This is a genomic window from Massilia sp. LMS1-1-1.1 (assembly GCF_040815535.1).
Lineage (GTDB): Bacteria > Pseudomonadota > Gammaproteobacteria > Burkholderiales > Burkholderiaceae_D > Janthinobacterium > Janthinobacterium aestuarii.
On the sequence record NZ_JBFPNG010000001.1, the window covers coordinates 270,282 to 295,075 of the forward strand.

Here is a 24,794-nt window from a genome sequence, read left to right on the forward strand (position 1 = left end):
GGTGAGGCAATCAAACGCCCGGCGGCACCAGCCAGGCGCTGGGCTTGCGAGACCATACACGGTGTCGTTCGCCAGGGCAATCAGCGGTGACAATTATTGAGATTTCATCAATTATTTGCGGATACTATATTCCAGTAACCAAACTTAAACAGGTGCATTCATGTCCGCTCCCAAGTTAGTGTCCGCCAGCCTCGCCGTCTTGTTCTGCGCCACCGCAGCCGCCGGCACGCCCGCCTACCAGCCCTTCCCCAAAGGCTATGGCTATCTGGAACCGGCAGAAACCCGCGCGCTGCAGATGGCGGTAAAGACAAGCGACAACGCCGTCGTGCGCGCGCACGGCTGGCGTTTGTGGGCCGGCATCATGCAGCCGGCCACCGGCCTGGACTGGCCAGTCTGGTACACCTGGCCCAACGGCACCGACGCGTTCGCCGACACCGCGGCGTTGAGCGGCACTGCGGCAGCCGCCACGGCGGACGTGAAGCCAGCCAAGCGCCGCATGGGCCGCCTGGGGGCGAGCACTTTGACTCCCGTCAATGTGCAAAACACACCGTTTTACCGCATCCCGCAACAGGTCATCGCCGCGTATCCCGGCGCCATAGTCCGCACGACGGAAGGGGGAAAGACCAAAATCAGCATCCGCGACGGCATCCACTTCGCCTTCAACGGCGATATCATGATCGCGACGGAATCGCTGAGCAAGGAGGCGCTCGATTTCATCCGCGACCCGAAACAGCCCGTCTACAAGCAAAGCACGCTCGATGCCTTGTACAGCAAGGACGATCCAGCCAAGCGCGTGCACAATCTGAATGCGCCAGCCAGCTATGTCGTGACCAAGCACATGTATTGGCCCGTCAAAGCCCAGGGATTGACCGCATTGCCCGTGTGGCACGACGACTTCAGCGCCAAATATACCGGTTATGCGGGCTACGAAAAGTGGCGTACGGCCGTTGCCATCAACCCGGACGGCAAGCAGGTCGGCCAGATGGCCAAGGTCAGCTATCTGCACGGCCTGTACAAGCACGATACCACCACACCATGGCCCGTCATCACCAAAGCCGCCAAGGTATACGGTTTGCAGGACTTCTACCACCACAAGGTGAGTGCCGCCGACTGGGCCAGTTTCGACGAAGCCGACAAGGCCATCATCAACGCCGCCAGCTACTGGCTGAATGGCCAGCCCTTCGGCGCCGGCGACTACCTGGTCACGGTCGCCATGCACATCAATACCAAGGAAATTCCCAGCTGGGGCCTGCAAAGCGTGTGGTGGTCGGACCGTCCGGACAGCATGCCCTATGCCGCCAACCGCCCGGCCGACATCCAGGCCACGGGACCATGGAAACACTATCTGCTGACGGAAGCCTACGGCATTCCGGAAAAAGGCAACCCGGACCTGCTCCCCGTTGCCACCAACCCGTACATCGAACTGGTGACGCACCCGGTCGGCACCAGTTGCTACACCTGCCACGCCAACGCAGGCTGGCCCAGCAGCTTTAAAGCCATGACCCCGGGCGTGGCCAGCTATCAAAATCCGCAATGCCCGAACCTGCGCGCCTCGCTCAACCCCAAGAGTTCATGCCTGGCACCCTTCACTCTCACGGATTTCCAGTGGATCATCCCGGATCGGGCCGTGGGTAATTAACATACGCCGAGCAATTGCCGCAGCCCGGCTTGATGCCGGGAGGCGCATGCTGACGACTCAGGCTGCCGCCCTGAACAACTATCTTTAGCACATGCAAAACAAAAAAGGACTTGCAATTTCTCGCAAGTCCTTGATTCTGTGTGTATTCTTGGTGGGAAGTGCAAGTTTCGAATTAGAAACAAAGTAACCATAGATCACAATAGCCTACGACAGCGTAGGGGAAAAATGGGTAACTTCCGGTATCTTTTGCGCTAAGGTGATTTGATGCCATCTTCCATTGCCCCAAGTTTGCCCCAAGTTTTACCGAAAGTATCACAACCATATGTAGGTGAAAAAAATAAAAAGACAGCGGTATTTTAACAATGGGCAGCACTTCCATTTCAGGCAGCGACTGCTCATATTCCTGGCCAGAAATAGTGCGCTTCAGAAAATCTCACAGACGTGGACATCGGAGAAACTTCAACAGAGCTTGAATTAATTCCCATTCGATTGTCAATGAGGTTGCTAAGCGGTTGATTTTTCGGTGTTTTCCAAACCATTCAGTTACCGACACCTTCAAAAATACCCTCACCAGCAAAATCCGCTATTGCCGGTTTGTCGCGGCCGGAATGAATGACACTAGTCCGCTTGCTCGCACCTGTCATCAGATTCTTCTGGGCGACAACGCCTTCATTTCAGCACAGCAGCAATCGAAGCGCTCCGATGAATTTAAGGATACGCCGATCTTCAGCGCCACGCTGTCACCCTGTCATTAGCGTAATATCAGTCCCGCTATAGCGATAGAGACGAGGCAAGGGCACGTGCCGATCTGTCTACCGCCTTTACCATGTCCCACATCGCCACCGCTTTTCGCGTCTCGAGCAGGACAGTCAGTCGAGCTGTTCGTTTGCGCGCCGAATTGACCCACTCCGTTTGACCCTCCCGCCATCGTCGGGCGAACGCCGCGACACGGTCGTAACACCCTTTAAATCCCAGTTCCAATAGGTCCTCGTGGAGCTGCTGCAGGCTACGCCGCTGCTTGCGTGATTTGGCCGCCTCTGTCTTGAGCCAGCCCGACAGCTGGAAGGCGTAAGGGTCGATGGCGCTGGCCGACTGGCGCTCCGCATAGGCAAGTTCAGTAGTTTCCGAGCGCAGATAGCGCCGGACGGTGTTTCGTGAGATGCCGAGGCGCCTGGGAATTTCTCTCAACGGAACTTGATCCCGAAGGTGCCAGCACCTAATAATTTCTAGTAATGCCAAGTCAATCACTCCGATCCCCGACTCGTTCTCGTGAGTAGGATTGTGTGCTAAACGTGGGTCAAATTTCGATGCCAATTATGTCGCTAAGTGGTTCAGTTTTCGGTACAAATCAACACCTCGACTGCAAGAAGGAGACGAAGTCCCCCTTGGCGAGATCTTCACGCTGATTTTTTGTTATGTCAAAGCGTTGGCCAGGTATGACTACACACTGCATGCCTGGGTCGCACCCATTTATCTGACCAGTCGCCTGCGTAGCCTTTGCACCTACGTATCCACCACTGATTGCCGAGTCAGTTGCAGAAGGCGCCGTACAGAAATCCAAGCTTAGTCAGGCCAAAGTCGACTTATCAAACAAGCTCGGCATCAGGATCAATGCCGTCCAATGCCAGTTCTTGCAATGGAATGCCAAATGCTTCGGCCTGCTGTTGCATCAAAGAAATCACGCGATGAAATCCTGCCATATAACCGACGGCAAAATCTGTCTGGCTGTACTCTGCAGTTTGCTTCGCCTCCAGTGCCATTTCTTTCAGCAAAATACCTAAATCATGCAAGTAATCTTTATGAATTGTCATAGTAAAGTTCTCCGAGAAAAGATCATAGACCTTTTAGTACATCCTTGGCGATCGACATTAGTTCACGATGGCGAATAATGTCTTGTCCCCAATGGTGAAGAAGATTCGACTGATGCTCTGGCCTCAATGCTCCAAAATTTGGAACGTGTGACGCTGGATCAGCTATATACCCTTCATGCTTTGCGATTTGTCTTTCAAACGAACCAATCGTCTTTCGAAGTTGATCAGGCGTTTGCTTCAAGAACTGTGTTAGCTGACCAGCATGCTTGCCGCCTTCTGCAGCGATCTGCGTTGCAGTCCTTGCTGCATCTTTCCCCAATTCCGCTGAAAGCGCTCCCGCTTCCTTTGTCGACAAAGCTGTTTGTGTGGCGGCACGACCACCCTGACCTAAGCCAAAGGTAAGAACAGTCATCACCTGCTCGCCTACCATCAGCCCTGTGTGTAATACCCCCCCTCCATAATTTCCATTCGCAAAATCAGTCCGAGCCTCATCCCACCGCACCTGCCCTGGAATTACCGCCCTCATAATTTCATTGCTTTTCACTACATTGTTTGCCGAAACCTTATCGGCACCCTGGTTGGCCGAATCATCCTTGCCATGCTTCGACTTATCGCCGTTTCCTTTATCGTTCTGGTTGCTCGAATCGGCCTTTTTCTTTTCCAACAGCCGCTGTTCCTCGAGCTGCCTTTTTCGCTGCTCTTCCGGCAGTTCCTCGCTCGCAAACCCAGTGGGATCCGTCAGGTTCGTTGGGTTGTTCCACACATAAGTATAGCGGTTGTAGCTCTGGCTATGCGTCGGATCCTGGATCAGCGGATCGGCACTCATGAAGCGCCCCAGCAATGGGTCGTAGATGCGCCCGTTCATGTGCACCAGGTCGAGCTTGTCGAGCATTTCATGGCCCGTATAGCCGCGGTTATCCGTCACGCAATCGAGGCAGTCCGGAATCCCGTCACCAGTAGCCTTGCGGCGCTTTCCCCAGCTGTCATAGGCCAGCTGCTCCTTGACTACACCGGCCGCATTGCTGATCGCCACCACGCTGCCCAGGCGATCCAGATGCGTCCAGTTCAGCTCTGTACTGCCCGTTGGCTTGTCGATCTCCACGCCCAGCCCCATCGGCCAGTAGGTTTTGACAGTTGGCGCGCCGCCCTTGACTTCCACTTCCATGGCGCCCGCGTAGTACGTCGTCGTACCATCGTTGCGCTCCTGGCGCGCACGCTGGTGTTCTGGCCCATACATGAAGATGCTGTTCTCACTGCCCTTGCTGATCGAGCGCGGCATGTCGAAACTGGTCCAGATCAGTGCACGTCCGGCGCCCGAAAGCAGATTGCCGTTGAGGTCGTAATCGAGCGCGCCAATGCCCGGAATCGACTTGACCGCATGCGGCAGGCGCCCGCCCGCCGGTGCATACACGTAGTCGCCCGTGCCGACACCGGTCTTCGACAGCAGGTTGCCGACACCATCGTAGCGGAAGTTTTGTATCGGCTGGCCCGCCACCGTGGCGCTGGTCAGGCGGTTCAGGCCATCGTATTCGAACTCTTCCGTGAAGCCTACCAGCCCGGCGCCCGGCCAGTATTGCGCGCGCTGCTTCACGTTGCCCAGCGCGTCGTAGTTATACGATTCGCTCAGTTGCCCCTGGTTCTGCACATTGTTCAAGGTGCCAAATGACAGGTAGCCGGTATTCGGGTTGTACTCACGGGCCATCTTCAAGCCGTTGCCCAGCGCAAGTTGTCCGCCACTACAGCCAGGCCGTGTCCGAATAGCCCCGCCCTGTCACAGGTCCGACTGTGGGTCACCCATCCCCGTCAGTCCTTAAATTCTTTGTAGCTCGCGGGCATCTTGCCGTGCTTTTCAAGCAAGTAACCAAGGCCATGTTCAATCACGGAAAAATGACTGTTACTGAGGTCAACTCCCAACTCTTTAAGATAGCCATTCAACATCACATTAGTGAACCGGTCTCTGATCGACCTTACCTTATACGCTGCCGTATTTTCAAATGGGAATGGTGCGCCAGATTCCCCAAACTTCCATTTGCCGCCGTCATTTGCAACAAAAACATGCCGCTGCTCAACTCCCTTGGAGAAGTACTCAAGAATCGTTGCTCGGTATTGCGTCACTTGCCCGGACGAGGGGTTGACGATTTCGTCCGCCATCACCACCCTCATAGCATCCACACCCAGCCTCGACGAAAGAACGCTTGGTGGTCCTGCGTCGGTTCCGTTTACTCCATTATCAAAGTACAGCGTCCAATTCTCATTAAGCGGCCAGAACAAATATTTCGTGACGATAGGCGCGGTCAGAGGATAAAGCGCGTTCAGTGCATCGCTAAGTTTCCCCTGGCGCACTCCTAACTTAAGCTCAAAACCCCACTGTCGCAGAATCTCTTGCTGCCACGCCAAAAAGCTCTCCGCGACTACCTTGGCTGAGCTTTGCACAAGCCCAAAAGACGATGATAATTTTCCGAAATCCACAACATTCATTTCAATTCACCCTTTTCAATATGACTTCGGCCGCAGGATCATTCGCTTTAATTCTGGTCTGATGCCCAGCACCTCGGCTAGACGAATCAGTATCAAGCTCGTAATGCACTCGTTGGCCCGCAGGACTGGTTCCAGAAATATCGGGCCGATTAACACCGACTCGTGATCCCAGAGCATTAGTCTGCTGTTGATTGACCCGAATATCCGTGTAACCAGCTGCCTTCATATCGGCAACAATTCTCTGAGCTTCAGCGTTTTGCGTAGGACTCAGTCCAATCGGCCGACTCGTCGGCAATGCCGCTGGCGCCTTCGGATTAACATTTATGTCCTGCGGCAACCGTGGTGCACTGCCCCTAGTCGAGGGAACACCTTCGGCTAGTCCTTGCACCTCAGACGCGAATCCCAAAAATGCTAAAAATGCCCGACCAATAGAGGTGGTGGCTAACCCGGCGAAGCCGGATCCGCCGAGGGCCGCACCAGTAACTGCAACTGCTACAGGCTGTAATGGCTCATAAACGGCGCCGTTACCAGCCTCCATGTCGCTTCGGTGCCGCTCTACAACTCTCTCAGCCGCGCCGCCTCCCCCAATTGGCGACACCCTATTTGCACCCATATTACTGGAGTTATCAGCACTATTCGTGGACTTTTCGCCTTTCCCGCTGTCGCTTAAGCTACTTGCTTTCTTCTTTTCCTTGTCGCGACGCTGCGTTTCCTCAAGTTGTCTTTTCTTCTGCTCTTCCGGCAGTTCCTCGCTCGCAAACCCAGTGGGATCCGTCAGGTTCGTTGGGTTGTTCCATACATAAGTATAGCGGTTGTAACTCTGGCTATGCGTCGGATCCTGGATCAGCGGATCGGCACTCATGAAGCGCGCCAGCAATGGGTCGTAGATGCGCCCGTTCATGTGCACCAGGTCGAGCTTGTCGAGCATTTCATGGCCCGTATAGCCGCGGTTATCCGTCACGCAATCGAGGCAGTCCGGAATCCCGTCACCAGTAGCCTTGCGGCGCTTTCCCCAGCTGTCATAGGCCAGCTGCTCCTTGACTACACCGGCCGCATTGCTGATCGCCACCACGCTGCCCAGGCGATCCAGATGCGTCCAGTTCAGCTCTGTACTGCCCGTTGGCTTGTCGATCTCCACGCCCAGCCCCATCGGCCAGTAGGTTTTGACAGTTGGCGCGCCGCCCTTGACTTCCACTTCCATGGCGCCCGCGTAGTACGTCGTCGTACCATCGTTGCGCTCCTGGCGCGCACGCTGGTGTTCTGGCCCATACATGAAGATGCTGTTCTCACTGCCCTTGCTGATCGAGCGCGGCATGTCGAAACTGGTCCAGATCAGTGCACGTCCGGCGCCCGAAAGCAGATTGCCGTTGAGGTCGTAATCGAGCGCGCCAATGCCCGGAATCGACTTGACCGCATGCGGCAGGCGCCCGCCCGCCGGTGCATACACGTAGTCGCCCGTGCCGACACCGGTCTTCGACAGCAGGTTGCCGACACCATCGTAGCGGAAGTTTTGTATCGGCTGGCCCGCCACCGTGGCGCTGGTCAGGCGGTTCAGGCCATCGTATTCGAACTCTTCCGTGAAGCCTACCAGCCCGGCGCCCGGCCAGTATTGCGCGCGCTGCTTCACGTTGCCCAGCGCGTCGTAGTTATACGATTCGCTCAGTTGCCCCTGGTTCTGCACATTGTTCAAGGTGCCAAATGACAGGTAGCCGGTATTCGGGTTGTACTCACGGGCCATCTTCAAGCCGTTGCCCAGCGTAGCGGCCGTCACGCGGTTCGCGGCATCCTGTGCAGTCGCTTGCCACAGTAGCAGCGCGCCGCGCCCGATGCTTTCCAAATAACCGCGTTCGTTATACCGCTGCGTAAATACCTTCGCCGTATCGCTGCCGCGCTGGTAGGACTGGGTCAGCAAACGGCCCCAGGCGTCATAGCCGGTCGTGGCTTTATAAGTCGCGGACTGTACCTGGTCCAGGCGGGTCGTCGTGGTGACAGGCCGACCCAGTGCATCAAAACTGTGCTCGCGCCGATAATCGACCTTGCCGGTAAGATCCGTCGTATACGCCTGCACCAGCTGGCCGCAGCTTTTCAGCGCCGCGCAATTGTTCTGGCCAGCGAGCACATCATAAACCCAGTAGCCGATCAGATCGGGCTCGCTGCGTTGCACCATGCGTCCCAGCGCGTCATAGCGCATCGTCGTCGTGGTGCCTGTGGCCGATTGCCGCGGGCTGACCTGTTTCCAGACCTGGCCCAGCGGGTCAACACCATACGTAATCTTGCCCAGATCCGGGTCGTTCAGCGCGATCCTGCGTCCCAGCGCATCGTAGCTGACCGTGACCACATTGCCAGCCGAATCCTGGGTCCGCAGCAAATTACCGTCAGCGTCGTACGTGTACGTGGTGGTACCACCTAATGCGTCAACACTGCTGGCCAGCTTGTCCTGCATATTGCGTGTGTCGCTCTTGCGCTGACCCTTGGCGTTGGTCTGCACGGTGGTCAGCCCCTGATACGCGGTACTCGCTGTCAATTCCTGGCCCGCATCGTTGCGGGTCACGGTACTCGTCACGCGGTCCAGGTCGTCGTAAGCGAACCGGCTGGCCGACACCTGAGCCGCGCCCGTGATGCGCGGCCAGTAGGTTTCAGCCAGGCGGCCACGCGCATCGTAACGGCTGTCAGTCACCACCAGCTTGCCATCAAAAGCCCAGCTTTGCGTGCGCAACACATGGCCGGCACTGTCGCTGTACACCAGTTTGGGCAAAGCGACGCGCTGGCCATTTTTCATGTAGTCGGTGATCGCGATCGCGACCGCGCCGGCCGGACAGCTGGCGTCGCACACCTTCTCGTAGCTGCGCGTCTCGTTGCCGTCTGGCGCGGTTTCAATGCGCTTGCGCCCGAAACCATCCACCGTCTGGTTGTACACCAGGCCGTTAATATCGATGCGCTGCTTCAGCGTGCCGCTGGCGGCATCGTACGATGGGTACGTTTCGACCTGTCCCAGCGCATTCTTCTTCGAGATCGGGAAACGGCGCTGCGTGTCATAGTCCACTTCCGAGACAATGCGCGTTTGCGCGGTGTTGCTGGCCGGATCGAACCAGCTCTGCGTCACCTTGTTGACCAGACCGGACAAGTTACTCAGGCGATCATAGGACGTCATCAGCTTGAGTGTGGCATCGTTCTCCTGCTGCGTTTCCGTCAGCAGCAAACCTTGCGCATCATAGGTATACGCTTTGGTACGCGTGACCGTCGAAGACGGTGAGGTGCGGGTATCGGTCGTTTTCTTCAGATCGGCCAGGCGCCAGGTGGCTTCGTTGCTGTCGTACGTGTTCTCGATTTTCGATGTGAACGTGTCGCCGCCAGGTACCGTGGCGATGACGGTGCTGGTGAGCAGGTTGCCATAGGCCCCGACTTGGTTGGTCGTGGTGATGTTGCCCATGTCGCTCTGATCGAGGTCGCGCCGGGACACGCTCGAGGTTTGCACGAACGGGTGACGGGTGATCTTGTTGCTCGCCTGCGTGACGGTGTACTGGCTCAGCGTCTGGCGCATGTCGCTGAGGACATTCGCTGAAGGTACCGGTGCAACCTGCGCATACCGAGTCGTCTGGCTGGCACCGACCATGCCAATAAACGGGAAATCCTGACGGTACCAGGTGGTCGTGACATGCCCGCTCTGCGCATTGGTCACATCCTGCCGCGCAAAACCGAGGTTGCCACGACCGGAACCGTCGTTGGCGTTGCCAGCATAGCGATAACGCGACGTCAGCCAGCCGCCCTGCCCGTTGCTGCGGCTGAACGTCTTCACCAGTTGGCGCGTCACCGGGGCGCGCTTGACCGGATATGCCGGCATGATCGGCTGGCCGCTGATATCGTAGGCCACGTCCTGGTAGACGGTGGCATCGTTGACAGCGGCATATTCCACTTTTTCAACCAATCTCAAACCATTGGTCACGCTGATCAGCTTATCGATGGCCTGCCCAGGCATGGCCTGGTCCGCGGCACCGGAAATTTCCCAGTTGCTCCCCCCCAGATAGCTGACGATGTCCTGCTTGCCGTCGCCGTTGAAATCGCCCAGGAATAGCGACTCCACCTTGATGAGATACGTGTTCGCTGGCGATGGTGTGTCCTTTACCTGGCCAGAATACGTATAAAAGGTAGGGCCCGTCCAGGCTTCGCAGGTATGGGACGTAGCATCCGCGCCTATATGACACAACTGGTAGGCGGAGATATTGGCAGTGTTCCAGGTGTCATGGGCGGGACGCAAGACATCGACCACGCCATCGCCATCGAAGTCTCCCAGTGTCACGACCTCATGCGAATAAGCAGTACCGGAAGCAGGTAAAGCGCGGCAATCTCCCCCGACCCCTTTGGAGTAACAGACGTAGCCATTGGTCGATGTAAATTCACTATTGTTAGTCAGCAGTGCCGCCGCAAACACCATGTCGGTTAACCCATCGGCGTTCAGATCGCTGGTCAAGACTCCCGATGTCGCAGGCTCCAGCACGCGGGTTGGATTGAGAGGCGAGATCGGGAACCAGGCAGACGAATAATTGAACGTACCAACCTGGCTGCGGGTGTATACACTGACCCCCACTGCCGGGCATGCCCATGTGTTCTTCGGAGGCCTCACCAGAGGATCCACTCCTTCGAAGAAGCAGCCTTGTAGCATGACCTGTTCGGTCCGTCCATCGCCGTCCATGTCGGCATTCGGGTGCGCGCCTACGCGTCCGTTTCCTTGACTCGCGCTGTCACCAATGAGCATATCCTCATTGGTACCGTTGACCGCTCTACAATCGAACGCGCTTCCCGTCGACATGCATTTGTATTTTTTGTCGCCATGCATATCGCCGGCCGAGAGCATCAGGTCGTCACGGTTGTCGCCATTGAAGTCGCCCACCATGCGCGATGGTTTCGGTGGCGAGAAAATGTTGAAAGCATCGGTAGGAAAACTGAGCGTGGTACTGCAGACAAATCCGCCGCCGGTACTCAGGCGCGAATGACACAAGCGCCAGTTACTGATACGGTACTGCCCGAGTGGCTGGTCAGCAACGAGCAGGTCGAGCTGCCCGTCGCCGTCAAAGTCGCCGGTTTCCATCACATGGCCCGAAATACTGTTCATCGGCGTCGAGACCGTCCAGCCGTTGCCATCGGCATTCGACAGGAACAGGCGTTGCTGGTAGTTGTTGGCGGCGACACGGTAACGCTCCATGATGTCAGTCTTGCCGTCACCGTTGAAGTCGCCGAACGCCAGCATGCCCTGCGGGCTATTGCTGAACCACGCGGCATCGCTGCCCATCGCCATCAAATTCGGTCCCTGGCGCACGCCGCCTAGGCTGACAAAAGCGCGCGGCGCATTCGGATTTTTCTTGCCCCAGTCAAACGTCGTCGTCGGCAAGCACACGCCGCTGGCATCGCATGCCTGTACCGTCTTGAGCAGGCTGCGCCCGCTGCTGGCACTCAATTCATATGCCAGGTTATACCGCAGCGCCGGCGTGCCACCACTACCGTCTGCTTGCGTATCGGTGCTGGTCACGATGCTTTTCAGGCGCAGGCGTGCGTCGAAGTGGCTGCCGGACACATAGGCCACCTGCGCATCGGGCCGGGTTTCATACTGCAGCTCGGCCTTGATGATCATCGCCTGACCGGAACGCGTGTTACCGCCCCAGCGGATCTGGGCCAGCCGGCTTTCACCGCTTGCCGCATCAAGGTTATACCAATAGCCAACGGTATTACCCGAGCGGTCCGTGCTGCCCGACAGCCACCAGCGGTGCGCCAGTCCATCAGAGCGACCTTGGCCCAGTAAATAGGTATCGGCGCGGTCGCCGTAGGTCAATGTTTGGCCAGTCTTGTTTTCTACCGTGAAGCTGCGGTGGCCGTTCGCGAGCGTCGCGCGGACGCGGCTAAACGTGTCGATTTCTGTACGGTACTCGGCCCCGTCGCGCCAATAGTCGCTGTCGTTGTCATGGTTGCCATTGATGAGGATCAGCTGCTGGCCATCCAGGCACAAACGGTCGGCCGGCAGGAAGCGCGCCACGTCGGTGGTGTTATTGATGGCAAAGTTACGGCCGCAGCGGTCGATGCTCGACACGCTCGCCACGCTCCAGCCCAGGCCCGCCACGCCACCGGTGTCGGTGCTGCTGTAATTGAGGCTCAAACTCGGTTGTACTCCCGCTACGCCAGGTGGCAACGCGATGGGCAGATTGTAAGTGGCCGCGCCATTGCCGACGCCCATGGTGCCCGACAGGGCGCCGGTATCGGCGTTACTGAGTTGTGCCAAATTACCGATCCAGACGGGCGAGTCGTCGGGATTCGGTGGCAAGGTGGGGGTTGTTGGAGGCGTCACTTCCGGCGTATCGTCATCCAGCAACAGATTGAGCATGGTCAGGAGTACACCCGCCTCGCTTGCACTGGGTGGGTTCGTGAAGTCCGGATGCGTATTTTGCGACGGCGTAACGTTGATCACCAGATTGGTCGATGGACCGCCGAAGGATTGATCGCCCTGCATTTTCCATTGGAAATTGTAATTTCCTGGGACCTGTGGTGCGACGACATTAAAAGTGAATGTATATTGCCCTTGCCTGCCAACGTCAGAATCGACCTGCACCGATTGCGTACCCCAGGTTGTATTTGCCTCGGGATTCGCAGAAACCAGTTGATAAATATTCGTCCACTTGGTATTTCCCACATTGCGCATCATGATGGACACGGGATAGTTCTTCCCACTGACCATCGACAGCGGTACGCTCTGCGAAATAAACTGCGCCCCGTCGTTGGGCTCCGGGAGAGCAGCATGCAAGGCGGGCATGGCCAACAACAGGAATAGAGCGAGACAAAGGTCCACCAGGGGTGTGATTATTTTTTTAACAAAAAGCACGAAAAAATTCTCCTGATGCACATGAATGCAGTAAATATTTATGGAAAGAAGGGGAATGCGGAATGCCACGCGGTGCAAAGCGTGAGTTGATAAATTGTTTTATACCACTTTGTAGGAGATATATCAAAACGGCTTTGTTGCACAAATAAACTTTTAGCGTAATACCCCTTAGCCCAGACGGAATTAGGCCATAGCCACCGTCGTCGGCGTACCCAGGCGGGTAAATCGATTTAGAATGGCAGAGCGGACCTGGAGCTCTGCGACCTGTCGGTCAAAGTCACGGGCCATTACTCGCTCACCGAGCAACTTAAAACATCGCATTTTGGTCTCCACCAGACTGCGTCGATGGTAGCCGGTCCACTCATTTCATATTTTTCGGCCAAGGCGGCGCATGGCAAGAAGTATTGAATTGCGGGCCTGGGTGCCCGGTCGATGGTCTTTCCACGGCTTGCCGTTTATGCGCGTTGGAATAGTGGCCTGTGCGCCGCGTAGAGCGATGGCGTCATGGCAGGCCTTAGTGTCGTAGGCGCCACTGACGCTAGAGATGGCTTCATTCTTGCCAATCTGGCCGAGCAGGCATGGCAGCATCGGTGCATCGCCGGTGGCGTTGTCCGTGACCTCAGATAAGCAACGAGCCACGCGTCTTCAACGCTGCATTGCACGCCTTCCAGTTTGTCGTTCGATACTTCGGTTTCACAGGTGCACTCATACCGTCAGCTTACGTGAGGCACGGCACTGCCGCTGATGTGAACGACTTGTGCAACAAAGCCATCTGGGGATGGAAAATGGCAGCACAGAAAGATGTCAGTACCCTGCCTGGGGAAACTTGACTAATGAAAAATTTACATTTATCGTTCTTTTTAATAGCCATTTCTAGCCATTTCTCGTGGCCAACGATTTCATTAATATAGTTACAGCAAAGGGAATACATGAAGTCATCTTTTCGATCCGTGCATGGCCACTTTCTCGCCTTAATGGCGGGGCTGACATTTTCCATGTCAGTAGCGGCCGAGGGACCAGGCTGGTCCAGCAGGGCAGTTGTAAAAACGCTTGTAGTGACCCAAGACGGTGGCGTCAACGTCGAGCTGTCACCTGCCTTGACAAACTGCATCTCGAATAGCGGCTACGGAGCCAGCTTCGCCTCCATTTATCCTGAACATCCGGGCATTAATCGCATCAAGACGGACTTAATGGTCGCTTATCTATACGGTGGCACGGTTATGCTGTACTTCAGCGACAGCACATGCAAGATCGCAGAAATTATGCTTGGGGGACAAGGGGCCGCACCGGCGATGCGGAGTGGTCCGGCTCCGGTTTCCGTGACGCCGCCTAAGTCAGCGATTGTGAATTGAGGCAGGCAGACGCCTTTCCACGCACATCTCCTGACCGGTGCTGCAGGTCTGCACAGTAGGTTTGTGTCGCGTTGTTAATCACAGGGCGAATATTCCCAGAATGGCAATGCTGCCCTCAAACTGGACGGACGATTGCCGATCCTCCCTACCCACTTTGCAGTTGTTACTGCCACGCTTAAGCAAGAGTTGATTAAGCTTCGGCGTGTTCCTCTATGAACTTTCCCGTGGATAAGCGCCTTGCGACATTGTGGCTGAAGTTTCACGAGACATCGACTTTGATTTAGTGCGTCGCCGTGCCGGTTGTTTAGGACTCGCCGGTAATCCCCCCACCAAATGATCGCGTTTAAAAGTAGAATTTTCCAAATTCAGATTTTTTGAAAGTTCTACATGAAGACGTCCCGTTTTACCGATAGCCAGATCATCGCCATCCTTAAGCAAACCGAGGGCGGCTCACCAGTCCCTGAGCTTTTCCGCGAGCACGGCATCAGCAACGCCACGTTCTACAAATGGCGCTCCAAGTTCGGCAGCATGGACGCCTCGCTGATGGCCCGCATGAAGGAACTGGAGGACGAAAACCGGCGCCTGAAGAAGATGTATGCCGAGGAGCGCTTGAAAGCCGAGATCGTCGCGGAGGCCCTGACAAAAAAATGGTAGCGCCATCTCAGCGGCGGGAGATGGCGCGATGGGCCGTGGCCCAGCGTTCAGCCACCATAGGACTGACCTGCCAGGCGTTCGGCATCAGCCAGACCTGCTATCGCTATCGCGCCAAGCTCGACGCGGAAAATGCTGTCGTGGTTGCCTGGCTGATACGCCTGACCAACAACCAGCGCAACTGGGGCTTCGGCCTGTGCTTCCTGTATTTGCGCAACGTGAAGGGGTTTAAATGGAACCACAAACGCCTGGCGATCTCTCTCAATGAGAACTGGTCACGAATGTGCCAGCGTCGAATAATGCCTAGTAGGGCCACGTCGATCACTCCAATTCCCCCCTCAATGTCGTGAGTAGGATTGTGTCTTATACGTGGGTCAGTTCGGTTTGCAAATTATGCGGTGAAATGGGTCAGATTTCGCTGCAAATCAACAGCCAAAGCGACGGGACAAAGTATTAGTATTACCGGCGCTGGGACATGCTCTCGCTGGGTTGATGGCGAAGACGTTGATACTATTTCGTTGTAACTTATACGTATGTTTTTCGCCGTGGAGCGGTGGGATTACCGTTGTAGAGAGTTTCGCCGAATTCCAGATAGTTGCATAGGATTACAGATAATTTCACTAAATTGCAGCAGATTTCAAAATAGTTCAGGAATTTTTACCATTCCAGATACGGCGTTAGCGCCGATTGCTCGCCAGCCACGCGGTGCCAGGCAGATAGATAATGAGATAGCCTTACTTATTCAACACCGTCGCCTTAATCGTTTGAGGATTGTTTTGTGGCTGGATTTGATAGATCGTCATATACCACTGCGCGCGCGAGCCGGCATCGCCACTACTATCACGGTCGCTTTCGCCGCTTTCATTGAGCGCGTCGACAAAATGTACCAGGCCGTGAACATTAAGTGCCTCAAGCGTAATCTGAGTCTGCCCTGTCACCTGTTCATGCGAGAGCGTTAACATGGCTACGTCGTTCGAGTCAGCCTGCTCTATGGTAGACAAGACGCGTGTCCATGGATAGCGCAAGGCCGCGACGATCTTTTCCTGCTCTTTTTGGCGCCGTTGTGTTTCCGGGTCGCTTTTGGCTTGCTGCTGCTGTGCGGCCCGGCGTCGTTCTTGTAGCACTAGCTCCAGCTGCCCGGCGCGTTGCGCATCGCGTTTGGCCACTTCCCGCAAGGCGATCGACTCGGCCAGCAGCACTGCCCCCCAGATTAGCGTACAGACCATGCAAAACAGTCCCATCCATGGAATGGGACGGCGCCGGATGAATTCGAGTTGCAGCATCATGGCATTCCCTGCGCGGGCGGCTGGAACAACAGGTCACGGAAATCCGCATAGAGGATTGGTTGCAGAAAGTCATCATGCCGCACCACTTTGTCAGCATGCAACTGCGCCAGCGGCAGAATCTCAGCTGCCACCGCTAGGTAAACATGACGCTGCGCATCCTCGCCGAGGGAATATGCCATGCGCCGGATCTCGCGGTTGATCACTTCTGCCTCGCGACGATGTGTCATGGCGCTCATCGCTTCCATTGCACCTTCCTTTTCAATCACAATCGTGAAAGCGTCGCGCTCTACCATCATCACTGCGCTTCCGCCATCCAGTGCCTGGGCCGTCCGACCCCGCCACAATTGCACCGTGTTCCATACGGCTGCTACATACGGCCGGACAGACTGCAGCCGCAAGCTGTGCTCGTTGGCCAGCTGGCGCAGCCTCGCACCAATATCGGTACGCAGCGCACAGGCTACGACCTTTCCCCGTGCTGGCAAATGATCCAATGTGAACTCCCACTGGCCGGGGTTCAAGCCAAGTTGATGCTGCATCTGCGCTTCTGCGGCCGCGCGCTCCTCTTGCTCACCCTGCAGTCCGAGCGGCAGTTGTAGCATCATGAATTTGCCCAGTGCTGAACCGACATGCACGGCCAGCGTGGCATATCGGCGCTTGCGCAGCGCTAGCGCATCAAAATTCAGGCTAGCCGGCGTACCTGCATCCCACTGCCAGCGTGCAATCTCTTCGACGCGGCGCCATTGTCCCCATCCAGTTTGGCGACGCAGCATGACCTCGCTGCCGTTGAGGTAAATATGGTATGCGTCAATCATGTGCAACCACCCGGTCAATTTCGTCCATCGTGGTGGCACCGCTAGCCACCAAGTCCAGCGCACGGACATTCAGGGGGCGTACGCCAAGTTCCAGCGCATAGCGCTTGATCTCGGTGACATTTGCACGGTTCAGTATCATGGTGCGCAGGGTATCGTCGAATGGCAGCACTTCGGCTAACGCATGCCGGCCTTTGTAGCCTGTATTGCGACAATGTTCGCAGCCGCGGCCCCTTTTCAGCGTCAGCTTGCTAATATCCATGTTCGTCACTTTCAGCCGTTCGATAATTTCCAGGCTTGCCTCTTCCGGCACGCTGCAGATAGGGCAGTTCGAGCGGATCAAACGCTGCGCCACCACGCCATTCAAGGCCGACATGAGACTGTATAAATCGATGTCCATGTGGGCAAATCGGCTGATGACGTCGAACACGCTGTTGGCATGCACGGTGGTAAACACCAGATGGCCCGTTAATGCGGCTTGCACGGCGATTTCGGCGGTTTCCGCATCGCGGATCTCGCCTACTAATATCTTGTCCGGATCATGGCGCAAGATGGAGCGCAGGCCTTGGGAAAAGGTCAGTCCCTTTTTTTCGTTGACAGGGATTTGTAATACGCCAGGCAGTTCATATTCCACCGGATCCTCGATGGTAATAATCTTTTCTTGCCCGGTCTGGATCTCCGTCAGCGCCGCATACAACGTCGTGGTCTTGCCGCTGCCCGTTGGCCCGGTGACCAGCAGCATGCCATGTGGCTTCTTCGCCAGGCGGCGGATGCGCTCGATGGCATCGGCATCGAGGCCCAGGCTGGCCAGCGAAATAGCATGAGCATCGCCACGCAACTGCGTCTTGTCGAGCAGTCGCACCACGGCATCCTCGCCAAAAATGCTGGGCATGATGGAAACCCTGAAGTCCAGTTCGCGCGAACCCAGAACGATGCGGAAGCGACCATCCTGCGGCACGCGACGCTCGGCGATATCGAGCTGCGCCAGCACCTTGATGCGCGAAATGACCTCCTCGGCGCGCACGCGATCCGGTAATTCGGATGCCGGTACGAGTACGCCATCAAGGCGCAGCTTGACCTTCACACCATTGCGGTCGCATTCAAAATGGATGTCGCTGGCACCAGCTTTCCAGGCATCATAAATAGCGGCATCGACAAAGCGTACGATGGGACTGGTGCTGCGTTCGATGGTTTCGATTGAAATCACATTTCCTGCGCCATCGCCAACGCTGCTTCGCTGTTCCGGTACACCGGCCGACAGGCTGCTCGATGCTTTGATACGGTGCTGCGCCTGTTCCAGCGCTGCCAGGATATCCACTTTGTTGCCCCATCCCAGCGCTGGGTAGCCGCCCACTTTGTTGGCCAGCCATTGCAAAGCGTGATCGTCCCATGGATCGGTCACCACGAAGCTATCGCCGCCCGGCAGCCGCAACGGATAGATCACGCGTTTGACGCAGTCAGTAAAGCTCAGCAACGAGAACTCGGGAGCGCAGGCCAGCATGGCGGTCTGCGGGTAATATGCCATATCCAGGTGGACAGGGGCTGCCGCAGCGAGGTCGGCCACTTCGCAGCCGGCCAGTGCCGCCAGTTCAACCGCCAGCGCTTGGCCACTGTCGCGCGCGCGAGTCCGCGCTTGCGCCAGCAAGGTGTTCAACGGCGGCATGGCGGCTAAGGTGGGAACACTACTCATGTATCAAATTCCTCCAGCCAGGTCGAATACTGGCATGTACATCAAAATAATAATCGCACCGATCATGATGCCAACGGCCATCAGCAAGATCGGTTCAGCCACCCTCGTGGCGCGGTCGATAAATACGGTAAATTCTTGACGATAAGTCTGCGCGATGATATCCATGATGCGCGCCAGGTTGCCGGATCGTTCTCCGACCTGCAGCAGCCGCTCGGTCACCGTGTCCGTCAGACCGTTCTCGGCAAAGGCGGTCGACAGGCGCTTGCCCTCCTGGATTACGCCGCGCGCGCGCAGTATTTGATCCTGAAGTTTTTTTTCAAATGCCAGGTTTTGCGCCAGCGGTATGGCATCGCTCAGCGTATAGCCGCCCTTGAGCAGCATCGACATGGTTTGATAGATGCGCGCCAGCTGGTACAGACGCAGATAATGCTGAACGAACTTGAAACGGCCAAGCGCGCGCAGTAGAAAAATCTTTAGCTTACCATTGCGGTGGCCGATGATCGCCAGCGCGACCAGTCCAGCTAAGCCCGCTAGTATCAGGCCGAGATAGTCGCTGGAGATTTGCCCCACCTTCATCAGGATCACCGTGGAAAAACTCAGTTTTTGCGAAAAATCGTCATAGACTTTGGCAAAGCGGGGCACGACATAAGAAATCATGAATAGGCACACCAGCATGCCAAAACCGACAACCAGGCTTGGATAGATCGCCGCGCTGACTACCTTGCGGCCCAGTTCCTGGCCTACTTTTTCATACGCTACATACTCTTCCAGTGCCTCGTCGAGCCGACTGGTGCGCTCGCTGGCGCGGATGGAGGCGATCAGCAGAGGGGGGAATCCCAGGCGGTTCAATTCCAGTGCCGATGACAGCGGTTTACCCTCTAACAGCAATTGCCTGATTTCCAGCAACACGGTGCGTTTGGCGTCATCATTGTCCTTGGTACACAGGGTGTCAATCGCTTCCACCAGCGACATGCCGGATGACAACAAGGTACGCAGCTCGTCGCAAAACAGCACCAGGTTAAAACTCCGGATACCCGACACCCCGCGCGTGCGGATGCGCCGGCCCTGCGCCGTGATCGACAATACTGCGTATCCCTGCTGCTCCGCCATGCGCGTGACGGCGGCAGCATCCTCACCGTCCACTGTGCGTTCGGCAATGGCGCCGCTGGCGGCATGAAATGTGCGTATCTTAAATTGCATGAAGATCCAATTCGTTCTGACAGGCAGCGGCTGTTGTATGTGAGGCGCGCGTCATGGCGTTGCAACATACACAAACTTCCAGTCGGTGTAGCGCCCACCTAACACCGGCGCGGCACCCCGCAGGAGCAAAGGCTGGCGCCGCAAGGTAGCTTTTTCGCTCAGGCTGTACACGCCGGCGATACCGCCATCGGCCGCCTTCACCAGTCCCCACTCCGCCCCCTTGCTCACTGGATCGAGGTAAATCTTGCGCAGGTGGCGCCGCACGCCGACAAAACGTCTGTCTTCGACCAAGTCCTGCAGCGCTGGCGGGTAAGCTTTCGCCGTACCGGGTGCCTGCGCATAATAGGTACCGATGGCGCGCACATACGCCTGTCCGATCTGGATCAACTCTTCCTCCCGCTCGCGCTGTGTCGCGGTACTCCACGCTTCGCCGACGGCGGCCAGGCCAATACCGAACATCGCCAGCGCGAATAGCATGGCGACATAGGTAAAGCCATGCTGGTTACCACGAGGCATACTCGCTCCCGTCGCGTGCGCGGCCAGCCGCACCGCTCCTGACGTCGAACACGGCGCCCATGTCCTTTTTTTCCGGCGCGACAATGACCCAGCTGTCGCTGCGGTCGGTAATCGGGTCGACAGGCAACTTGCGTAGATAGCGGCGCGCGACGATTTCGTCGAGCGAATCGGGATAGCGGCCATTGTCGCCAAAATACTTGTCGATCGCATCGCGCGTCTGCGCGAGGTTCTGCCGCAGCACCGATTCCTTGGCCTTGTCGATATTACCGAAATAGCGCGGCACTGATAGCGACAGCAGCATGCCGATCAGCGCCATTACGACCAGCAGTTCGATCAGCGTAAAGCCGCGACTTGAGGGGCGAGTTACCATAGACGGTACGCGATGCCGTTCATGCCGACCTTGTCCGAGGTGGAATAGACGTCGAACACGTCTGCGCCCTCCTTCGGCTCATCCGGCGGAGACAGGTAGCTGCGCAAGCCCCAGGACATTTCGGCCTTCACATCGGCGGGCGCGAACGGATCTTTCGGAATGCGCCGCAGCAAATACATGGTCTGACCACCTGCTGCCAGGTCAGGCACGCCCTGCACCAGCGCCGCCAGCGATGGCGGATATCCGCTGCCTTGCTCCCCCTTGCCGATCCGTCCGGCATCGTAGGCCTGCTTGTAGCTATCGATGGCGCGGCGAATTTCCCACAAGGACTGCTTCAGCTCGCGTTCCTTGTTGCGCGTCGCCGTCAGTTCGACCAGCGGCATGGCGGCCGTCGCCAGAATACCCAGTACGGCCATCACCACCAGCAGCTCGATGGTGGTGTAGCCGGCATGCAGGACGTGGCCGGACTTGCGCAGTTTAAGCATGGCACGCACTCACTTGACCATCACGCGCAGCGGCGCCGGCAATGTTTCGGCATCGATCGGCGTCGAGGAAATTGATTTGGCCGATAACACGCGAATCTCGCCGGGGCCCGCAGCGAGCGCCTTGAACTTGAAGCTCATCATCGTGCCTTCTCCTTTCACGCCAGCCGCACCGGTGCGCAGGATCGCCATCGATGCCAGGCCCTTGCCCTGCTCCATCGACTTGCTCGCGCTGGCGGTAGCGCCATCCTGGGTGAAAAAGGCACCTTCATCCGCATCGACCACTTGCAGGTTCTGCGGCGAAAACTGCAGCTTCAGCGGCATGCCCCGCAAAGCGGTGGCTGCCTTCACATTGACATGTACGGTAAACGTGTCTCCAGCCTTGACCTCCTGTGGTCCCACCAGCGATACGGCCACCTGCGGCGCAGCCGCTACGGGTGCCCCTCCATCCTGCGGCAGTACCATCATCGGCGCCACGCCCTGTGGTGCACTCGAGGCCATGGGCGCCGCGCCTGGCAAGCCGGGAACTGGTGGCGTGCCCTTGGCCGCGCCTGGCTTTTCCACTGCCGGCAGGGTCAAAGGTCTGCTGCGGACATCGTTTTCGGTCCCCGACCAGAACTCCGCCTGGTTCAGGTCCGGTCTGCGGATATTGCGCACGATACGCGGCGTGATCGACAGTACGATCTCCGTGCGCTGACCATCGTCGCGCTGCGAAGAGAACAGCCGGCCCACCAAAGGCAGGTCGCCGATGCCGGGCACGCGGTTGGCGCTCATGCGCTCTTCGTTGCTGATCAAGCCGGCCAGCAGCTGGGTTTCCCCATCGCGCAGCCGCAGCACTGTGCTGGCGGTACGCGTGCCGATCTGGTACACCAGCGAACCGGCGGCCGTCTTGATCTCGCGCACCAGCGAACTGACTTCCAGGCCAACTTTGATGGCCACCTCGTCATCCAGGTAGATATTCGGCTCGACGTCGAGCTTCAGGCCGACATCGACGTATTGCACCGATTCAGAAATGAAACTGTTGTTGTTGGAGCTGCCGGTAGTAGTGACCACGGGTAGCTTGTCGCCAATCAGGATCTTGGCTTTTTCGCGGTTGCGCGCGCGGATCTTGGGATTGGCCAGGATATTCACGTCGCCCACGTCGCGGTGCAGATTGATGCGGACATCGGGCAAATTGATGCCGATGGAATCGCGATTCAGGCTTTTCAGGTTGCCCAGCGTAAAACCGTCCGAGCCGGCGGGCGCGAGCGGCGTCAGGTTGAAGCCGTCCGGGTACTTGATGCCCAGTTCGGTCAGGCTGGAGCGTTTTATCTCCAGCACCTCCACCTCCATCATTACTTCCGGCTCGGACAGATCGTGTAGCGCGATCAGGCGTTCTGCCAGGCGTATCGTTTCCGGTGTTTCGCGGACCATGATCAGGTTCAGCTTTTCGTCGACGAAAGGCTCACGTATCTTCAGCATGGTTTTCAGCAGCAAGGCGGTCTGCTTGACGTCCGCGCTGGACAGATAGAAGGCGCGAATTACCAGGTCCTGGTATTCCTTGGCCTTTTCTGCTGTCTTCGGATAGATCAGCACGGTGGACGCATCGAGCACCTTGAAGGTCAACTGACTCGTTGAGGTCAGCAATTCCAGCGCATCGTCAAGACGTGTCTGTCGCAGAAAAATGGTGGTGCGCAAATCCTGGCGCACGTCCTTGTCGAGCACAAAATTGATGCCGCTGTTGCGCGTCAGCGCCTCAAGCACCATGCGCAGGTTGGCATCACGGAAGTCGAGCGAGATGGGACGCGTTTCGGCCAGCCGTGCGACACTTAGCTCGGATTGCTTGCTGGCCAGCTCCAATTGCCGCTGCAGGCCGAGTAATTCGGTATTTCTTGGCGTATCCTTCAGGGCAGCCTCGATCACCAGCATGGCGCGTTCGCGCATGCCTTTCTCAATCAGCTCGCGGGCACTGGCGACAGCAGCCTTTTGCCGCGTGTCGCGTTCGATTTCCAGCAGCATGGCCCTGGCTCTGTCCTCATTGGGCTGTATCGCCAGCGCACGCTGCAGAATTTCCTTCGCCTGGGGCTCATTGCCGCGCGAACGCGCCGCCGTCGCCGCTGTCAGCAAGCGCGCCAGGATAGTGTCGCGTGCAGCAAGCTGGCCGGTGCGCAGAATCACGCTTTCCGGATCGCTCAGCAGGGCTTTATCATAGGCCTGTAGTGCATCCTCATACTTGCCGGCGCCTATCTGGCGCTGAGCGTCGTCACGTATATATTGCGTGCCGCATCCTGCCAGCAAGACGGCGCTGCATACCGCGCCGGCCCAGCCCAAATAATGTCCCTTGTAACGCAATGCCTTACTCCCTGTTATATATGAACGCCCTACTGGCGCCAGCCATTTAATTACCGGTCTGCACGGCGATCACTATTTTTTCTTCCAGCGGCACATACGTCACGACAATCTGCGTGTCTGTCACGGCATCGATGCGGTATGTATTATCCAACAACTGGCGAGCATGGATGGGAATAAGTGTGTCGCCACGCGTTAAATAAGTAACCGTCCGGCCATCCACATCGACCATGCGTCCGAAGTACTGATAAGGAAAGGTTGGCGCGTTCGGTTTTGGCGGTGGCGGCGGTGGTGGCGGCGGCAAGGCTTTCGGTGCGGGCGGCTGGAAACTGATGAAACGGAACAGGTCTGTTTTCGATTCCACCAGAGGATCGCGTTCCAGCAAAGCGCCCGCCTCGCCAGCGGTGGTTTCCTGAGCCAGCGTAACTGCTGGGGCGGCCTGTCGGCGCGGCCTTGCATCTTCGGTGGACAATGCAAGGCTCTCTTGCTCGCGCCACGCGGTCCAGCCGCACAAGGCCGCTGTGAGTAGCGCTGCCAGCCATAGGCCTTGCCGGCGGGACGGCAAGGTCGGCGTCGATATTGCCATCAGCTTGGCTTCCGGTAAAAGTAGGTGAAGCGCAGATCGATATCCATCACGATATCGCTGGCGCGCGCGCGTCGCAGCGACAGCGAGTCCAGCGCCAATCCGCCATGCGTGGCCAGCAGCGCGGCCAGGGCTTTCTTCAGCGGTAAATAGGCACCCTTGATACGTGCATTGACCTCGACGCGCCCGATCCTGGCGTCTGGCTGATTGTCGCCTGCTGGCTTGAAGCTCGCATCGGACATCAGCAAGCCGTTTTGCGTCGCCAGCGACTGCAAGTCCGCCGTCACCAGCGACAGGCTATCGAAACCTGCCAATTGTGCCGCTAGGTTTTGCTGCGTTGCCACAGGATCAGCGGCTTGCGTGCGCAGCTGGGCTTCCAACATCCGCACCTTGGCTGCCGCAGTTTTGTTGTCCATACGCTGCGTTGGCAATTGAGAAAAAGCTAGCCACGCCGAGCAGCCCAGTGCGGCGCTGGCGGCCAGCCATGGCCAATGTAGATATACGGAAAAGCGGAACCCTGTTATATGATTCAAGAAAAACATGAGAACCTTAAAAATATGCAAAAAATCTTATCATCCTAAAAAAATTACAATAAGGATTATTGCAAGAATTCCACTTATCACAAAACACCAATAAGATTTTCTTTCGAAATTAGACATTTCATCAAGGCGCTGCCCTAAATTTTTCGTGAAAATATCTTTATATAATTCTTTTTGGCTTTTCTTCTTATTCAT

At 57.0% G+C, this 24,794-nt stretch carries 17 protein-coding genes and 3 pseudogenes; 3 read left to right on the forward strand and 17 right to left on the reverse strand.

The genetic code is table 11. From position 1 onward, the window contains the following. The first annotated feature begins 160 nt into the window (after window positions 1-160). Window positions 161-1,639: a hypothetical protein gene (locus MRBLMS1_RS01320; RefSeq protein ID WP_485877310.1), complete on the forward strand. Its 1,479-nt coding sequence runs from the start codon at window positions 161-163 to the stop codon at window positions 1,637-1,639. A gap of 879 nt (window positions 1,640-2,518) precedes the next feature. Here MRBLMS1_RS01320 and MRBLMS1_RS01325 read toward each other — a convergent pair. The 6 genes and pseudogenes from MRBLMS1_RS01325 to MRBLMS1_RS01350 form a co-directional block, all read right to left on the reverse strand. Beyond that, window positions 2,519-2,887, reverse strand: a pseudogene (locus MRBLMS1_RS01325) (IS21 family transposase); the annotation flags it as partial. A gap of 338 nt (window positions 2,888-3,225) precedes the next feature. Then, the gene (locus tag MRBLMS1_RS01330) at window positions 3,226-3,450 is read right to left on the reverse strand and encodes a hypothetical protein (RefSeq protein ID WP_485877311.1); all 225 of its coding nucleotides are present in this window, start codon (window positions 3,448-3,450) and stop codon (window positions 3,226-3,228) included. Between the two features lie 22 nt (window positions 3,451-3,472). After that, the gene (locus MRBLMS1_RS01335; protein WP_485878936.1) at window positions 3,473-5,152 is read right to left on the reverse strand and encodes an RHS repeat domain-containing protein; all 1,680 of its coding nucleotides are present in this window, start codon (window positions 5,150-5,152) and stop codon (window positions 3,473-3,475) included. A gap of 101 nt (window positions 5,153-5,253) precedes the next feature. Beyond that, on the reverse strand, window positions 5,254-5,928 hold the full coding sequence (locus tag MRBLMS1_RS01340; RefSeq protein ID WP_485877313.1) for a hypothetical protein: 675 nt from the start codon (window positions 5,926-5,928) through the stop codon (window positions 5,254-5,256). 1 nt (window position 5,929) lies between these two features. Next, window positions 5,930-12,793 (reverse strand): RHS repeat-associated core domain-containing protein, encoded by a 6,864-nt coding sequence (locus MRBLMS1_RS01345; protein WP_485877315.1) that lies wholly within the window; start codon window positions 12,791-12,793, stop codon window positions 5,930-5,932. A 183-nt stretch (window positions 12,794-12,976) separates the two neighbouring features. Next, window positions 12,977-13,414: pseudogene (locus MRBLMS1_RS01350) on the reverse strand (transposase); the annotation flags it as partial. Window positions 13,415-13,722: 308 nt separating this feature from the next. Between MRBLMS1_RS01350 and MRBLMS1_RS01355 the strand changes: the two are divergent. Then, on the forward strand, window positions 13,723-14,145 hold the full coding sequence (locus MRBLMS1_RS01355) for a hypothetical protein (RefSeq protein ID WP_485877317.1): 423 nt from the start codon (window positions 13,723-13,725) through the stop codon (window positions 14,143-14,145). 387 nt (window positions 14,146-14,532) lie between these two features. Further along, window positions 14,533-15,047: pseudogene (locus MRBLMS1_RS01360) on the forward strand (transposase); the annotation flags it as partial. A gap of 483 nt (window positions 15,048-15,530) precedes the next feature. Here the strand turns inward: MRBLMS1_RS01360 and MRBLMS1_RS01365 are convergent. From MRBLMS1_RS01365 to MRBLMS1_RS01415, 11 genes are all read right to left on the reverse strand, one after another. Continuing rightward, the gene (locus tag MRBLMS1_RS01365; RefSeq protein ID WP_485877318.1) at window positions 15,531-16,082 is read right to left on the reverse strand and encodes a hypothetical protein; all 552 of its coding nucleotides are present in this window, start codon (window positions 16,080-16,082) and stop codon (window positions 15,531-15,533) included. Next, on the reverse strand, window positions 16,079-16,894 hold the full coding sequence (locus MRBLMS1_RS01370) for a hypothetical protein (protein ID WP_485877319.1): 816 nt from the start codon (window positions 16,892-16,894) through the stop codon (window positions 16,079-16,081). The genes MRBLMS1_RS01365 and MRBLMS1_RS01370 overlap by 4 nt, the downstream gene beginning before the upstream one ends. Then, the gene (locus tag MRBLMS1_RS01375) at window positions 16,887-18,554 is read right to left on the reverse strand and encodes a GspE/PulE family protein (protein ID WP_485878938.1); all 1,668 of its coding nucleotides are present in this window, start codon (window positions 18,552-18,554) and stop codon (window positions 16,887-16,889) included. The genes MRBLMS1_RS01370 and MRBLMS1_RS01375 overlap by 8 nt, the downstream gene beginning before the upstream one ends. A 30-nt stretch (window positions 18,555-18,584) precedes the next feature. Beyond that, the gene (locus tag MRBLMS1_RS01380; RefSeq protein ID WP_072453906.1) at window positions 18,585-19,781 is read right to left on the reverse strand and encodes a type II secretion system F family protein; all 1,197 of its coding nucleotides are present in this window, start codon (window positions 19,779-19,781) and stop codon (window positions 18,585-18,587) included. 51 nt (window positions 19,782-19,832) lie between these two features. Beyond that, window positions 19,833-20,297 (reverse strand): type II secretion system protein, encoded by a 465-nt coding sequence (locus tag MRBLMS1_RS01385; RefSeq protein WP_485877322.1) that lies wholly within the window; start codon window positions 20,295-20,297, stop codon window positions 19,833-19,835. Then, a complete protein-coding gene (locus MRBLMS1_RS01390; RefSeq protein ID WP_485877324.1) occupies window positions 20,284-20,667 on the reverse strand; it encodes a type II secretion system protein in 384 nt (127 codons plus the stop codon). Before MRBLMS1_RS01390 ends, MRBLMS1_RS01385 begins: the two co-directional genes overlap by 14 nt. Then, on the reverse strand, window positions 20,661-21,152 hold the full coding sequence (locus tag MRBLMS1_RS01395) for a prepilin-type N-terminal cleavage/methylation domain-containing protein (protein ID WP_485877326.1): 492 nt from the start codon (window positions 21,150-21,152) through the stop codon (window positions 20,661-20,663). Before MRBLMS1_RS01395 ends, MRBLMS1_RS01390 begins: the two co-directional genes overlap by 7 nt. Before the next feature lie 9 nt (window positions 21,153-21,161). Then, the gene (locus MRBLMS1_RS01400) at window positions 21,162-23,306 is read right to left on the reverse strand and encodes a cohesin domain-containing protein (RefSeq protein ID WP_485877327.1); all 2,145 of its coding nucleotides are present in this window, start codon (window positions 23,304-23,306) and stop codon (window positions 21,162-21,164) included. Window positions 23,307-23,526: 220 nt separating this feature from the next. Continuing rightward, on the reverse strand, window positions 23,527-23,949 hold the full coding sequence (locus MRBLMS1_RS01405; RefSeq protein WP_485877328.1) for a hypothetical protein: 423 nt from the start codon (window positions 23,947-23,949) through the stop codon (window positions 23,527-23,529). Between the two features lie 113 nt (window positions 23,950-24,062). Further along, window positions 24,063-24,623 (reverse strand): GspMb/PilO family protein, encoded by a 561-nt coding sequence (locus tag MRBLMS1_RS01410; RefSeq protein ID WP_485877330.1) that lies wholly within the window; start codon window positions 24,621-24,623, stop codon window positions 24,063-24,065. Between the two features lie 9 nt (window positions 24,624-24,632). After that, window positions 24,633-24,794: a hypothetical protein gene (locus MRBLMS1_RS01415; protein WP_485877331.1), complete on the reverse strand. Its 162-nt coding sequence runs from the start codon at window positions 24,792-24,794 to the stop codon at window positions 24,633-24,635.